The 12,455-nt window shown below is 73.4% G+C and carries 10 protein-coding genes; 6 read left to right on the forward strand and 4 right to left on the reverse strand.

The window, feature by feature from the left end:
- Nucleotides 1–21: 21 nt before the first annotated feature.
- Nucleotides 22–1,830: a glycoside hydrolase family 3 protein gene (locus AB0472_RS29725; RefSeq protein ID WP_366360801.1), complete on the reverse strand. Its 1,809-nt coding sequence runs from the start codon at nt 1,828–1,830 to the stop codon at nt 22–24.
- 496 nt (nt 1,831–2,326) lie between these two features.
- Here AB0472_RS29725 and aroA point away from each other — a divergent pair, with 496 nt between their 5' ends.
- Nucleotides 2,327–3,577, forward strand: a complete 1,251-nt coding sequence (gene aroA, locus AB0472_RS29730; RefSeq protein WP_366360803.1) for a 3-phosphoshikimate 1-carboxyvinyltransferase — start codon at nt 2,327–2,329, stop codon at nt 3,575–3,577.
- A 9-nt stretch (nt 3,578–3,586) separates the two neighbouring features.
- On the opposite strand, the gene AB0472_RS29735 is transcribed toward aroA, so the two are convergent.
- Together AB0472_RS29735 and AB0472_RS29740 are read right to left on the reverse strand one after the other, a co-directional pair.
- A complete protein-coding gene (locus tag AB0472_RS29735) occupies nt 3,587–4,387 on the reverse strand; it encodes a sugar phosphate isomerase/epimerase family protein (RefSeq protein ID WP_366360804.1) in 801 nt (266 codons plus the stop codon).
- Between the two features lie 17 nt (nt 4,388–4,404).
- Complete coding sequence (locus tag AB0472_RS29740; RefSeq protein WP_366360806.1) at nt 4,405–5,340, reverse strand: helix-turn-helix domain-containing GNAT family N-acetyltransferase; 936 nt, start codon at nt 5,338–5,340, stop codon at nt 4,405–4,407.
- Nucleotides 5,341–5,713: 373 nt separating this feature from the next.
- Here AB0472_RS29740 and AB0472_RS29745 point away from each other — a divergent pair, with 373 nt between their 5' ends.
- On the forward strand, nt 5,714–6,259 hold the full coding sequence (locus AB0472_RS29745) for a hypothetical protein (RefSeq protein WP_366360808.1): 546 nt from the start codon (nt 5,714–5,716) through the stop codon (nt 6,257–6,259).
- A gap of 269 nt (nt 6,260–6,528) precedes the next feature.
- Here the strand turns inward: AB0472_RS29745 and AB0472_RS29750 are convergent, their stop codons facing one another.
- Nucleotides 6,529–7,575, reverse strand: coding sequence for a LacI family DNA-binding transcriptional regulator (locus AB0472_RS29750; protein ID WP_366360810.1), 1,047 nt, complete (start codon nt 7,573–7,575; stop codon nt 6,529–6,531).
- A 251-nt stretch (nt 7,576–7,826) separates the two neighbouring features.
- Here AB0472_RS29750 and AB0472_RS29755 point away from each other — a divergent pair, with 251 nt between their 5' ends.
- The 4 genes from AB0472_RS29755 (at nt 7,827) to AB0472_RS29770 (ending at nt 12,284) form a co-directional block, all read left to right on the forward strand.
- Nucleotides 7,827–8,984: a Gfo/Idh/MocA family oxidoreductase gene (locus tag AB0472_RS29755; protein WP_366360811.1), complete on the forward strand. Its 1,158-nt coding sequence runs from the start codon at nt 7,827–7,829 to the stop codon at nt 8,982–8,984.
- Nucleotides 8,981–10,132, forward strand: a complete 1,152-nt coding sequence (locus AB0472_RS29760; RefSeq protein ID WP_366360813.1) for a dihydrodipicolinate synthase family protein — start codon at nt 8,981–8,983, stop codon at nt 10,130–10,132. The genes AB0472_RS29755 and AB0472_RS29760 overlap by 4 nt, the downstream gene beginning before the upstream one ends.
- A gap of 32 nt (nt 10,133–10,164) precedes the next feature.
- Nucleotides 10,165–10,962, forward strand: a complete 798-nt coding sequence (locus tag AB0472_RS29765; RefSeq protein WP_366360988.1) for a sugar phosphate isomerase/epimerase family protein — start codon at nt 10,165–10,167, stop codon at nt 10,960–10,962.
- A 254-nt stretch (nt 10,963–11,216) separates the two neighbouring features.
- Entirely contained in the window at nt 11,217–12,284 is a 1,068-nt protein-coding gene (locus tag AB0472_RS29770; protein ID WP_366360815.1) for a MerR family transcriptional regulator, read from the forward strand.
- Nucleotides 12,285–12,455 lie beyond the last annotated feature (171 nt).

The following is a 12,455-nucleotide window of genomic DNA, read 5'->3' on the forward strand; positions in this document are numbered from 1 at the left end:
GCCCGGTTCCGTGGCGTACGTCTAGTACGTCAGTCCGTGGCCGATCGGATACAGCACCCGGGCCGGATCGTCCGCCCGCTGCACCGGCACCGGCAGGGCGCCCCGCGGTGCCACCTCGCCCGCGATCACCCGTGCCGCGGCCCGCAGTTCGACGTCGGTCCAGGAGTAGGCCGCCACGTACGCCTTGACGGAGGGGAGTTGCGCGACGTCGTAGGGATTGCGCACCGCCACCGCCACCACCGGCACACCGGTCGCGACCAGCCGTTCCACCAGCTGCTGCTGCCCGCTGCCCGCCGTCACGTTGTACGTCCCGACGACCACCGCGTCCGCCGAACGCGCCGCCGCGACGGCCCGGTCGGCGGTCGCGGGGGAGGGGGCCGTACCCGTGGGCAACGCGGTCGCCGTGAAGCCCAGTCCGGTCAGGGCGGCGGCGAGCACACCGGTCGGCGGGCCGGTCGTGCCGGACGGCGCGTCCGGGTCGGCGCCGACGACCAGCACCTTGCCGTGCGTACGGCGCGACAGGGGGAGCAGTCCGCCCTCGTTGACGAGCAGCGTGGTGGTGCGCTCGGCGATGCGGTCGGCGGCGGCGAGGTGCTGCGCCGTGCCGACCACCCGGCCGACATCCTTCGTGTCGACGTAGGGCCGGTCGAGCAGTCCCAGCCGGGACTTCAGCCGCAGGATCCGCAGGACCGACTCGTCCAGCCGGGCCTCGGTCAGCTCGCCGCCCTGTACGGCCTTCAGGACGGCGTTCCAGGCGACGTCCAGGGTGGGTGGGTTCAGGAGCTGGTCGACGCCGGCCTTCAGGGCCAGCACGGGCACCCGGTCGTCGCCGTACTTCGTCCGGACCCCCTCCATGCCCAGGGAGTCGGTCACCACCACCCCGTCGTAGCCGAGTTCGCCGCGCAGGATCCCGGTGAGGACGGGGTGCGAGAGGGTGGCCGGGTCGCCGGAGCCGTCCAGGGCGGGGAACTGGATGTGCGCGGTCATGACCGAGTCGATGCCGGCCTCGATCGCCGCCCGGAACGGGACCGCGTCCAGCTTCTCCCACAGCTCCCGGCTGTGCGTGATCACCGGGAAGCCGGTGTGGCTGTCGACGGCGGTGTCGCCGTGCCCCGGGAAGTGCTTGGCGGTGGCCGCCACGCCCGCTTCCTGGTATCCCCGCACCTCGGCGGCGACCAGTGCCCCGACCGCGTCCGGACCGGCCCCGAAGGACCGGACGCCGATGATCGGGTTGGCCGGGTTCACGTTCACGTCGGCGTCGGGGGAGTAGTCCTGGCGGACGCCCATCGCCCGCAGCTCCGTGCCGGAGATCCGGCCGAGTGCGCGGGCGTCGGCCAGGGAGCCGCCGGCCCCCATGGCCATGGCGCCCGGGAAGAGGGTGGCGGGCTTGCCGATCCGGCAGACGGCGCCGTGCTCCTGGTCGGTGGCGATGAGCACGGGCAGGCCGCGCGGCTGCGCCAGCGCGGCCCGCTGGATCCCGTTGGACAGCTCGGCGATCTGCCGTGGGTCGCGGGTGTTGTGCGTCCAGGTGAAGTAGATGATCCCGCCGACCCGGTACTTCGCGATCAGCTCGGCGGCGGTGCGGACGCCGATCTCCTCGAGGTTGGCGTCGATGTCGGCCTGGTCCGGGTCGGTGGCCGAATGCCCGTAGACCCGCATCACGAACAGCTGCCCGACCTTCTCCTCGACCGTCATCCGGGAGACGATCGCGCGGAGTCTCTTGTCGTCGGGGCTCGTGCCGTCGGAGCCGGCCGCGTTCGCGCCGGTGCCGACGGCCAGTCCCGCGGTGACGCCCGCGGTCGCGGTGAGGACGGTGCGTCTGGAGGGCACGTGCGCTCCTTCCGGTGGATCAACCGGCTGAAGGAAACTTCCGTGGGTCACCAGTGTTCGGAAAGTTTCTTTCCGTCAAGGGAAAGCACGGTAACCGGAGAGGGGCCGCCATCGGCGCATTGGAGGGGGCACGTCGATGGCGGCGGGCCGGCGGCCGTGGTGCGGCGGAGAGGGTAGGCCGGACCTCGCAGCCAGCAGCGAGGGCCGGCACCGCACCACGGAGACTCTTCCGACAGCCTGCGCTTTGGACGGAGGGGGCGGGGGAGAGGTTCCCGCGCGTACGGGAATTCCCGGAAGTCGGGAGAAGGAGGACTGGCGGGACGAATGTGAGGTGGTCCGGCAGAAGCGCCCCGTCAGGGGCGCTGGGGGTCCCCCGGCCGAAGGCTGGGGGAGGAACCGCGCGACCGGCCCCCACCGGCCCGCACCCCACGAACCACCTGTTCCACCTTGTGGAACCCCCCGCACCTGAATCCCCCGAGCAGCGATCATGGGCGGCATGCCCCTCGTCGACATCCCCGGTTCCAAGTCCGTCACCGCCCGTGCCCTCTTCCTGGCGGCCGCCGCCGACGGAGTCACCACCCTCGTCCGCCCCCTCCGCTCCGACGACACCGAGGGCTTCGCCGAGGGCCTGACCCGGCTCGGCTACCGCGTCGGCCGCACCCCCGACACCTGGCAGGTGGACGGCCGCCCGCAGGGCCCCGCCCTCCCCGAGGCCGAGGTCCACTGCCGGGACGGCGCCACCACCGCCCGCTTCCTGCCCACCCTCGCCGCGGCCGGCCACGGCAGCTACCGCTTCGACGCCTCCGAGCAGATGCGCCGCCGCCCCCTCGCCCCGCTCACCCGCGCCCTGCGCGACCTCGGTGTCGACCTGCGCCACGAGGCGGCGGAGGGCCACCACCCGCTGCGCATCGAGGCGGCCGGGGTCGAGGGCGGCGAGGTGACGCTCGACGCCGGGCAGTCCTCGCAGTACCTCACCGCCCTGCTCCTGCTCGGCCCGCTCACCCGCAGAGGCCTGCGGATCCGGGTGACGGACCTGGTGTCCGCTCCCTACGTGGAGATCACGATCGCGATGATGCGGTCGTTCGGCGTTGAGGTGGCGCGCGAGGGCGAGGTGTTCGTCGTCCCGTCCGGCGGCTACCGGGCCACCACCTACGCGGTCGAGCCCGACGCCTCGACCGCGAGCTACTTCTTCGCCGCCGCGGCCGTGACCGGGCGGGAGGTCACCGTGCCGGGGCTCGGGCGGGGCGCGCTCCAGGGCGACCTGGGGTTCGTGGACGTACTGCGGCGGATGGGCGCGGACGTGGAGATCGGCACGGACCGGACCACCGTGCGCGGCACCGGCACGCTCCGCGGCCTCACCGTGGCCATGCGGGACATCTCCGACACCATGCCCACCCTCGCGGCCGTCGCCCCCTTCGCGAGCGGTCCCGTCCGGATCGAGGACGTGGCCAACACCCGGGTGAAGGAGTGCGACCGGCTCGACGCCTGCGCGGAGAACCTGCGCCGGCTCGGGATCGAGGTCGCCACGGGCGAGGACTGGATCGAGATCCGGCCGGGCACCCCCGCCCCGGCCGAGATCAAGACCTACGGCGACCACCGCGTCGTGATGTCCTTCGCGGTGACCGGCCTGCGCACGCCCGGGATCTCCTTCGACGACCCGGGGTGCGTGAAGAAGACGTTCCCCGGCTTCCACGAGGCGTTCGGGGAGCTGGCCGCGGGGTGGGGGATCCCGGTCGCCGGCGCGTGACCGCGGGGGTCAGGCCGACTCGTTGAGCAGCCGGGCCAGGTGCTCCCGCCCCGCCGCCAGCAGTCCGGGCAGCGGCGGCGCCGCCTCGTACCAGCGCTTCTCGTACTCCCAGCACAGCCAGCCGTCCCAGCCGTGCCGGGAGAGCACCTCCACGCACTCGGAGAGCGGGAGGACCCCGGCGCCGAGCGGCAGCGGGGTGGTGTCGTCGGCCGAGGCGATGTCCTTGACCTGGACGTAGCCGAGGTACGGGGCGAGCGCCGCGTAGCTCTCCGCGGGCTGCTCACCGCCCAGCCAGGTGTGCATGACGTCCCAGAGCGAGCCGACCATGCGGTGGCCGACCGGGCCGAGGACCCGGATCGCGGCGGCGCCGGTGCGGTGCGAGTCGTGGGTCTCCAGCAGGACCCGGACGCCGAGCGCGGCGGCGTCCTCGGCGACCGTGCCGAGCCGCCGTGCGGCGATCGCGTCGGACTCGGCGGCCGGCAGGTCCGGGTCGGCGCCGGGGAAGACGCGGACGTAGGAGGCGCCCAGGTCGTGGGCGAGCTGGAGGAGTTGGCGCGTCTCGTCGAGGACCGGGGTGTCGTCGCCCGGCGCCGCGAGACGGGCGTACCCGGCGACGCCGAGGACCTCCACCCCGGTCGCCTTGAACTCGGCGGCCACGTCGGACCGCGCGGCCGGGCCGAGGCCGGGATGGACCGGCTCCTCGGGATGGGCGCGCAGCTCCACGCCGTGGTAGCCGTTGGCCGTGGCGAGCGCCAGCACGTCGGGCACCGGCAGTCCGGGGACCCCGAGGGTGGAGAAGGCGAACTTCATGCCCACCAACCTACTTCTCACCCGCCGGTTCCGTGCAGGTCCAGTCGCCAGTCCTGGCCGACCAGGTCCTTGCCGAAGGAGCGGTGCGGCTTCTCGGCGGTGAGGACGAAGCCGTGGCGCTGGTAGACGCGGCGGGCGGCGGACAGCACGTCGTTGGTCCACAGGACCAGCTCCCGGTAGCCGACCCCGCGCGCGAAGTCGGTCACGGCGGTGACCAGCCGGTCGCCGATGCCGAGCCCGCGGGCCTCCGGCTCCACGAGCAGCAGCCGCAGCCGCGCGGTGCCCGGGGCGTCGTCCCGTACGCACATCACGCAGCCCACCGGCCGCCCGGCCCACTCGGCGATCCAGGTCCGCTCCAGGTGCGGGTCGTGGTCCTCGGCGTAGTCGGCGACGATCCGGGCGACCAGGCCCTCGTAGTCGGTGTTCCAGCCGTACTCGGCCGCGTACAGGGCGGCGTTGCGCTGCACGATCCAGCCCAGGTCGCCGGGGTGCGGCTCGCGCAGCACGACCTCGCCGGAGCCCTCGGGGGCGTGGCCGTCGCCGAGGATCGTGCGGATGGTGCGCATCGCCTCGGCCAGGCGGGCCCGCTCGCCCGCTTCGACGGCGCCCAGCAGCGAGCCGACCGATTCCCGGGCCCGCTCGTCCAGCAGCCCGGCGGCGGACCGGCCGTCCGGGGTGAGGGAGACGCGCCGCCGTCGCGGGTCCTTCTCCGAGGGGGCGCGCTCGATCAGCCCGGCCTCCTCGAATTTGTTGAGGATCCGGCTCAGGTACCCGGCGTCCAGCGCGAGGTCGGCCCGCAGGTCCGCCGCGTCGGTGTCGGCGGCGTGCGCGAGCTCGTACAGCACCCGGGCCTCGGTGAGGGTGTACGGGGCGTAGAGGTGGCGGCCGTAGTCGAGGGCGCCGATGAGGTTGGTGTAGAAGCGGTTGAAGGCGCGGATGTCCTGGACGGTCATGGCTGGACCCCGATGTTTGACTGAGTCAGAGATACCGTGCCCCGAGGCTATCCCGCCACCCCGTCCGGCCGGAAGGTGCCGGCCCGAACGGTGGCCCCCCGGGCTTTACTTGTTCTCTTTTGCTTGGTCGTGGTCCTGCTTTTGACTTCGTCGCGCCCGCGCCGTAGGTTTATACACGAACGTCACTTATGTCCGTTTCAACGAGCATGTGACGTAGTCCGCCGGACAGCCCGGACGGGTGCGGAGAACCGGCATCTCGGGCGGCGGACGCGCCCAGGGCTGCGCGCAGGCTCTGGAGCGCATGCAGGGCGGTCGGCCCTTGCTACACGGCGGCCGTCGTCACACAACCACACCCTCGGAGAGGGGCGAAACCATGCGCGCGCACACCACACGTATGAAGAGGGTCGCCATTGCTGCGATTTCGGCACCCATTCTGGCGCTCGGCGCCGGAGCCGGAATTGCCAGCGCGGCCACCCACGCGGCGCCCGACCACGTCGTCACCTACCAGGACAACGGTGGTGGCGGTGGCGGCGGCGGTCACGGCGGCGGCGGTGGCGGTGGCCACGGCGGCGGCGGTGGCGGCCATGGCGGCGGAGGCTACGGCGGCGGCGGTCACGGCGGCGGCGGCTATGGCGGCGGCGGCTACGGTGGCGGCGGCTACGGTGGCGGCGGTCACCGTGGCGGCGGCTACGGCGGCTGGGGCGGCTGGGGCGACAACGGCTACGGCGGCTATGGCGGCTATGGCGGCTACGGCGGTCACGGCGGTCACGGCGGCGGCTACGGCGGCGGCGGCTATGGCGGCGGCGGCTACGGTGGCGGCGGTTACGGTGGCGGCGGTCACGGTGGCGGCGGCTACGGTGGCGGCGGTCACGGTGGCGGCGGTGGCGGTGGCCACGGCGGCGGCGGTGGCGGCCGGTGAGTGACACTGCCTGACAGAACAAAGGACGGATCCGGGTGCCCGACCCTCGGGCACCCGGATCCGTGCGTCGGCCTCCGGCCGGGCCTTGCTCGGCAGCGATGACGTCCGGGGCATCTGAGCCGTGCCCCCCGGTGCCGTGTCCTGCTGCCTGTCCTGTTGCGCCCCCTGGGGGCGCTGGGGTCGTCTCCGGCCGAAGGCCGCGGGAGGAACCGCGTGACCGGCCCCGACGGCGCCGCAGGCGGCGGGTCGCGGCGCTTTCGGCGGAGCGCTCAGCTCCGCGGCACCCCCGACGACCCCCGCACCATCAGCTCTCCCCGCACCGTCGCGATCCCGCCCGGCGGCGGCTCCTCACGGCCCATCGCGATGCGGCCGGCCCGCGCCCCCGCCTCCGCGAGCGGCAGCCGGACCGTCGTCAGCGACGGCACCGCGTCGATGCTGAACGGCAGGTCGTCGAAGCCGGCCACCGACACGTCCGCCGGGATCCGCAGCCCCGACTCCCGCAGCGCGGCGCACGCGCCCAGCGCGACCGAGTCGTTCGCCGCCACCACCGCGGTGAGCGTCGGGTCCCGGCGCAGCAGTTCCAGCGTCGCCTCGTACCCCGCCCGCCGGTCGTAGCGCCCGTGCACGGTCCAGCGAGGATCCTCCTCGATGCCGGCCTCGGCGAGCGCGGCCCGGTGGCCCTCCAGGCGGTGCCGGGTGGTCGTACGCTCCTCGGGGCCCGCGATGTAGCCGAGGCGCCGGTGGCCGAGCCCGATGAGGTGCTCGGTCAGCTCCTTGCCGCCGCCGCGGTTGTCGAAGGTCAGTGCCACCGCGTCGGTGTCCGGCGCCGGCGGCCGCCCGCACAGCACCACCCGGGTCCCGGCGTCCGCCAGTTTGCGCAGCTTCGCCGCCACCGCCGCCGCGTGCGGCGCGTCCTCCACGGCCCCGCCGGTCAGGATCACCGCCGCCGCCCGCTGCCGCTGCAGCAGGGTCAGGTAGGTCAGCTCCCGCTCCGGCGACCCCCCGGTGTTGCAGGTCACCGCCAGCCGCTCGCCGCCCGCGCGCCCGCCCGGACCGCCGATCTCGGACTGGATCGCGCTCGCCATGATCCCGAAGAACGGGTCGGCGATGTCGTTGACCAGGATGCCGACCAGGTCGGAGGTGGCCGCCGCGAGCGCGCTCGCCGGCCCGTTGAGGACGTAGTCCAGCTCGTCCACCGCCCGCAGCACCCGCTCCCGCGTGGACGCCGCCACGGGGTAGTTGCCGTTCAGTACGCGCGACACTGTCGCGGGCGAGACCTGGGCGCGGGCCGCCACGTCCGCCAGGGTCACCGTCATCTCGTCGTCCTCCGGTCACGCATCTCGTCGTACGCCGTCGTACGCAGCCTGATCGGCAGTCCGATCAACAGCTTGCTCATAGGAAGCCCCCTTGCCGTGCAGACCATAAGGCCATTCACTCCTGTCGTTCGCCCCCTCGAACAACTCGACCCCATCACGGTCTTGTACAGACCAGGGGTCAAAGGCTAACTTCAGACCGTATAGAAAGCGCTTGCTGCGTTGCTGAGACGCACGCGGACGAAGGGAAACACGTGAACCGCAAGACGGTGCGTATCGCCATGAACGGCGTCACCGGGCGCATGGGCTACCGCCAGCACCTCGTCCGCTCGATCCTCGCCCTGCGCGAGCAGGGCGGCCTCGACCTCGGCGAGGGCACGGTGCTGTGGCCGGAACCGGTCCTCGTCGGCCGTCGCGAGCACGCGCTCCGCGAGATCGCCGACCGCCACGGCCTGTCGGACGAGCACATCTCCACCGACCTGGAGGCCGTGCTCGCCGACCCCACCATCGACATCTACTTCGACGCCCAGGTCACCTCCGCCCGCGAGGAGGCCCTCCAGCAGGCCATCGCGGCCGGAAAGCACATCTACACCGAGAAGCCGACGGCCACCGGCCTGGAGGGCGCCCTGGAGCTGGCCCGGCTCGCGCACGCCAAGGGCGTCAAGTCCGGCGTCGTCCAGGACAAGATCTTCCTGCCCGGCCTGCTGAAGCTGAAGCGGCTCATCGACGGCGGCTTCTTCGGCCGGATCCTCTCGGTCCGCGGCGAGTTCGGCTACTGGGTCTTCGAGGGCGACTGGCAGGAGGCGCAGCGCCCGTCCTGGAACTACCGCGCGGAGGACGGCGGCGGCATCGTCGTCGACATGTTCCCGCACTGGGAGTACGTGCTGCACGAGCTGTTCGGCCGGGTCAAGTCCGTCCAGGCCCTCACCGCCACCCACGTCCCGCAGCGCTGGGACGAGAACGGCAAGCCCTACGACGCGACGGCGGACGACGCCGCGTACGGCATCTTCGAGCTCGACGGAGGTGCCGTCGCCCAGATCAACTCCTCCTGGGCGGTCCGCGTCAACCGGGACGAACTGGTCGAGTTCCAGGTGGACGGCACCGAAGGCTCAGCGGTCGCCGGCCTGCGCAACTGCCGTGCCCAGCACCGCAGCGCGACCCCCAAGCCGGTCTGGAACCCGGACATCCCCGCCACCTACGCCTTCCGCGAGCAGTGGCAGGAGATCCCCGACAACACGGAGTTCGACAACGGCTTCAAGGCCCAGTGGGAGCTGTTCCTCAAGCACGTCTACGCCGACGCCCCCTACCACTGGGACCTGCTGGCCGGCGCCCGCGGCGTACAGCTCGCCGAGCTGGGCCTGAAGTCCTCGACGGAGGGCCGCCGCATCGAGGTACCGGAGATCGAGCTGTGACCATCCACCTTCCCGCGCCGGACGGGTCGTTGCGGGCGTACGAGCCGCGCACCGAGCCGCTCGCGCTCACCCCCGGCACCCCCTTCACCTCCCGTACGGTCCTGTCGGCGGCGCACGTGGTCGCCGACCCCTTCGCGGACACCAACCCCGACGCGCCCGCCGCCGTCGACTGGGACGCCACCCTGGCCTTCCGCCGCCACCTGTGGGCGCACGGCCTGGGGGTCGCCGAGGCGATGGACACCGCCCAGCGCGGCATGGGCCTGGACTGGCCGGGCGCGGCCGAGCTGATCCGCCGCAGCACCGCCGAGGCCCGCGCCGTCGGCGGCAGGATCGCCTGCGGGGTGGGGACGGACCAGATCACGGGCGGCTCCCTCGCGGAGATCCGGGCCGCGTACGAGGAACAGCTCGCCCTCGTCGAGGAGTCCGGCGCCCAGGCCGTCCTGATGGCCTCCCGGGCGCTCGCGGCGGCCGCCTCCGGCCCCGAGGACTACCTCGACGTCTACGGCCACCTGCTGCGCCAGGCCGCCGAGCCGGTGGTCCTGCACTGGCTCGGCCCGATGTTCGACCCGGCGCTGGCGGGCTACTGGGGCTCGGCCGACCTCGACGCGGCCACCGACACCTTCCTCCAGGTCATCGGCGCCCACCCCGACAAGGTCGACGGCATCAAGGTCTCCCTGCTCGACGCGCAGCGCGAGATCGACCTGCGCCGCCGCCTGCCGCAGGGCGTCCGCTGCTACACCGGCGACGACTTCAACTACCCCGAGCTGATCGCGGGCGACGAGCAGGGCTTCAGTCACGCCCTGCTCGGCATCTTCGACCCGCTGGGGCCGCTGGCGGCCGAGGCGGTCCGGATCCTGGACACCGGGGACACGGCGGCCTTCCGCGGCCTCCTGGACCCCACCGTGGAGCTCTCCCGGCACCTCTTCCAGGCCCCCACCCGCTTCTACAAGACGGGCGTCGTGTTCCTGGCCTGGCTGGCCGGCCACCAGTCCCACTTCACGATGGTCGGCGGCCTGCAGTCGGCACGCTCCCTGCCGCACTTCGCGCGTGCCTACGAACTCGCCGACGGCCTGGGCCTGTTCCCGGACCCGAAGCTGGCCGAGGACCGTATGAGGACCCTCCTGGCCCTGTACGGGGTCAACCGGTGACCGGCGACCTGTCCCGCTTCTCCATCAACCAGATGACCGTCAGGCAGCTCTCACTGCCCGAACTGGCCGACGCCTGCCTGGGTCTGGGCGTGCCGGGCGTCGGCCTGTGGCGCGAGCCGGTCCGGGCGTACGGCGTCGAGGCGGCCGCGAAACTGGTCCGCGAGGCCGGCCTGACGGTCACCACCCTGTGCCGGGGCGGCTTCCTCACGGCGACCGACCCCGGCGAGCGCGCCGCCGCGCTCGCCGACAACCGCCGGGCGGTCGAGGAGGCCGCGATCCTCGGCACGGACACGCTGGTCCTGGTCTCCGGCGGGCTGCCGGCCGGCTCCCGGGACCTGCACAGCGCCCGCGAGCGCATCGCCGACGCCCTCGCCGAACTCGGCCCCTACGCCGAACGGCACGGCGTCCGGCTGGCCATCGAGCCCCTGCATCCCATGTTCGCCTCCGACCGCTGCGTGGTCTCCACCCTCACCCAGGCCCTGGACCTCGCGGAACGCTTCCCGGCCCGGCAGGTCGGCGTCACCGTCGACACGTACCACATCTGGTGGGACGACCGGGCGCCCGCCGAGATCGCCCGGGCCGGCGCGGGTGGCCGCATCCACACCTTCCAGCTCGCCGACTGGACCACCCCGCTGCCGGAGGGCGTCCTCAACGGCCGCGGCCAGCTCGGCGACGGCGCGATCGACATGCGCGAGTGGAAGGGCTACGTGGAGGCGGCCGGCTACACCGGCCCCATCGAGGTCGAGCTCTTCAACGACGGGCTGTGGGCGAGGGACGGGCGGGAGGTGCTCGCGGAGACGGCGGAACGCTTCCTGACCCACACGGCGTAGTCCGGCGAGGCGGCCGGAGAGGCGAACCCGTTCTCCGGCCGCCGGTCGCACCCCGGCCCGGCTCCGCTCGTGGTCGCAGGCCGGAGCGGGCCGGTGGACCGACCGGGGAGACACCGCGCGCTCCGCACGGGAACGGGCCGGGCGGCCGGGTGAACCGCCGCGGGACGTGAAGCGTGCGGACGAGCGCAGGGGCGCGTGGTCGGGTTGACCCTCGACCTTGTGCAGGGCCCAGAGTGCCGGGTGTGGAGAACGACATGCGCAGCATCGGGGAGCTGGCCCGCGACAGCGGCCTGGGCGTGAGCGCCCTGCGGTTCTACGACCGTGCCGGTGTGCTGGTCCCCGCCTGGGTGGACCCGGTGAGCGGCTACCGCTGGTACGAGCCCGGGCAGCTGGCGGAGGCCCGGCTGCTGGCCCGCCTGCGCCGGGCCGGCATGCCGCTGGCGGACATCCGGCTGGTGCTGGCCGGCTGGTCCGGCCCGGACACCGGTCTGGTCCGGAAGCTGCTCACGGCACACCTGCGCCGTCTCGAACAGGGGCTGTCCGACGCCCGCGGTGAGTTCTCCGCACTCCGAGCGCTACTCGATCAACGGGAGAACGTCATGACCTCGCGCCGCATCGCCGCCGTCCGCCTGTCCCTCGCCGCGCCGGAGCTGGCAGCCGTGCTGGACACGGTTCGTTTCGCGGCCGGCACCGACCCCGAGCTGCCGATGCTCGGCGGGATCCTGTTCGACATCGAGGGCGGCAGCCTGCACGCCGTGGCCACCGACCGGTACCGGATGGCGGTCGCGCGGGCCGCCGTCACCGGGTACGAGGGGGGCCGGGTGCAGGTCGTCGTGCCCACTCCGCTTGCCGACGCGATGCGTGCGCTGTTGGACGGCGAGGGAGCCGCGCGGCTCTCGCTCGACGGTGACCGCGTGACCCTGGAGGCCGCGGACCGGCAGGCGGCCGGCCGGTGCCTCGACCACGACTTCCCCGACTACCGCCGCCTCCTGCCCCGGTCCGGCGGACGCCGCACCGTCGTCGAGGTGGCGGCCTTGCGGCAGGCGCTTAAGACGGGGCCGGTCCGCTCCGGAGAGGCCGGGGCACCCGACCTCAGTGTGCTCAGGGTGGCGGACGGCGGCGCGGTGACCCTCTGCGCCGATACCGACGACGACCCGGACCGCGTCGCCGTCAACCGTGAGTTCCTGCTGGCCGCGCTGACCGCCGGGGCCCGGGACCGGCTGGTTCTGGAGCTGGGCGCGCCCACGGCGCCGATCGCGATCCGCCGGCTCGAGGACGAGGGCGCCTTCTCACTCCTGATGCCGGTCCGGCTGGAGAGCTGACGGCACCCGTGAGGGCTTCTTCGCACAGGTTCGCACAGGTCCTTTTTATGTTCCCTGCTCAGGATCGGCGCCCCTTTTCCGTTTGCGGTGGCTCACCTGTCGGTTCGGCTTTCACCCGTTTCCCCAATGCCGAGCAAAGGTCCGGAAATCTCGGTCGCCGCGGCTCCCGCC

Origin of the sequence: Streptomyces sp. NPDC086777 (assembly GCF_040702065.1) — a bacterium.
Lineage (GTDB): Bacteria > Actinomycetota > Actinomycetes > Streptomycetales > Streptomycetaceae > Streptomyces.

Bases quoted from the DNA above. Each gene is read 5' to 3' on its own strand.
- aroA (WP_366360803.1), top strand. From the start codon at position 2,327: ATGCCCCTCGTCGACATCCCCGGTTCCAAGTCCGTCACCGCCCGTGCC.
- AB0472_RS29735 (WP_366360804.1), bottom strand. From the start codon at position 4,387: ATGAAGTTCGCCTTCTCCACCCTCGGGGTCCCCGGACTGCCGGTGCCC.
- AB0472_RS29740 (WP_366360806.1), bottom strand. From the start codon at position 5,340: ATGACCGTCCAGGACATCCGCGCCTTCAACCGCTTCTACACCAACCTC.
- AB0472_RS29745 (WP_366360808.1), top strand. From the start codon at position 5,714: ATGCGCGCGCACACCACACGTATGAAGAGGGTCGCCATTGCTGCGATT.
- AB0472_RS29750 (WP_366360810.1), bottom strand. From the start codon at position 7,575: ATGACGGTGACCCTGGCGGACGTGGCGGCCCGCGCCCAGGTCTCGCCC.
- AB0472_RS29765 (WP_366360988.1), top strand. From the start codon at position 10,165: ATGACCGTCAGGCAGCTCTCACTGCCCGAACTGGCCGACGCCTGCCTG.
- AB0472_RS29770 (WP_366360815.1), top strand. From the start codon at position 11,217: ATGCGCAGCATCGGGGAGCTGGCCCGCGACAGCGGCCTGGGCGTGAGC.